This is a genomic window from Amycolatopsis sp. NPDC059027 (assembly GCF_042739735.1).
Classification (GTDB): Bacteria; Actinomycetota; Actinomycetes; order Mycobacteriales; family Pseudonocardiaceae; genus Amycolatopsis.
The window spans coordinates 1-1025 of record NZ_JBHYIK010000180.1 but is presented as its reverse complement, the minus strand read 5'-3'; the positions used below and the strand labels follow the sequence as shown (position 1 = coordinate 1025).

The window sequence follows — 1025 nt, the reverse complement described above, 5'->3', positions numbered from 1 at the left end:
CGCTTAGACATACCATGACCTCACTTTTTAGGCTCAATCAACGGTGAATTTCTTGTAAGTGCGTTTTCCATTTTTATCGCCGACGGCTTTGATAAATACGTTACCTAGAGTGATACCGATGTCTTTGATTGGCCCGATTTGATAATAGAAACTTCCTGAAACTGCTGCTTTGTTATCGCCTGTAACCCAAGCGTTCTTGCCGCCTGTATTTAAGCCTGTTCTTACTACTGGATTCAAGTTGCGGACTACTCTTGCATTTGAAGAGTTGATCTTTTTCACTTTTCCACCAGATACATTGTAGTTAACGGAAACTTTGTAAGTAGTCTGGGGTACTCCGAAAAACTTAACTGAGTTCTCGTAAGAAACGCCTTTGTCCCCCATAGCATTGATTGGGTCATCAACTACAACTTCGTTTTCTTCTATGTTGATAGGATCGATCTTTGTAAAGCTTTCCACAAATTTTTCCTGATCTTCTTTTGATAAGGCTTTAAAATCTTCAAGGATTTTTCCAGCTTCCATAACAGCTGACGATATGTACTCTGGAGATACACCGGCTGCTTTAGCTGCATCTGAATCGTAATTTGCGAGGTACTTTTCATAATCTTGGGGCGTATATTGACTCTTTACTTCTTCAGCAGAAGCTTCGCCTGAAGGCAATACTAATCCAAGTGTAACAAAACTGATAATCATAAACAGAATCCATTTCCTCATTTTCACACTCTCCCTTGTATGATTTTGGTACCGAATTCACGTTAACATAGCTTGTATCTGAATATGAATAAAATAACAATATTTCAAATAAATTGAATAAAAATTCCTATGAGGTTGAACTTTTGATTGCGGGCATTTTTGCGGTCTTTATAGTGTGCGAAATACAGATATATCAATGTCTTAATATCATTTTGATTGGGAAGATGGTTTTAAAAATAGAGAAAGTAGCTGCGTGTTGCCGCAGCATACTTTCTTTGATTGAAAATTTGACACATATAACAATTTGTTCATGTGTCAAATGCTGTGGAAGCAGC

The 1025-nt window shown here is 37.5% G+C and carries 1 protein-coding gene; it reads right to left on the bottom strand.

The window, feature by feature from the left end; genetic code table 11:
• Window positions 1–33: 33 nt before the first annotated feature.
• Window positions 34–711 (bottom strand): hypothetical protein, encoded by a 678-nt coding sequence (locus ACFWY9_RS44980; RefSeq protein ID WP_041332645.1) that lies wholly within the window; start codon window positions 709–711, stop codon window positions 34–36.
• Between the last annotated feature and the right edge of the window lie 314 nt (window positions 712–1025).

Coding starts and splice junctions, on each gene's coding strand:
- ACFWY9_RS44980 (WP_041332645.1), bottom strand. CDS start 711: ATGAGGAAATGGATTCTGTTTATGATTATCAGTTTTGTTACACTTGGA.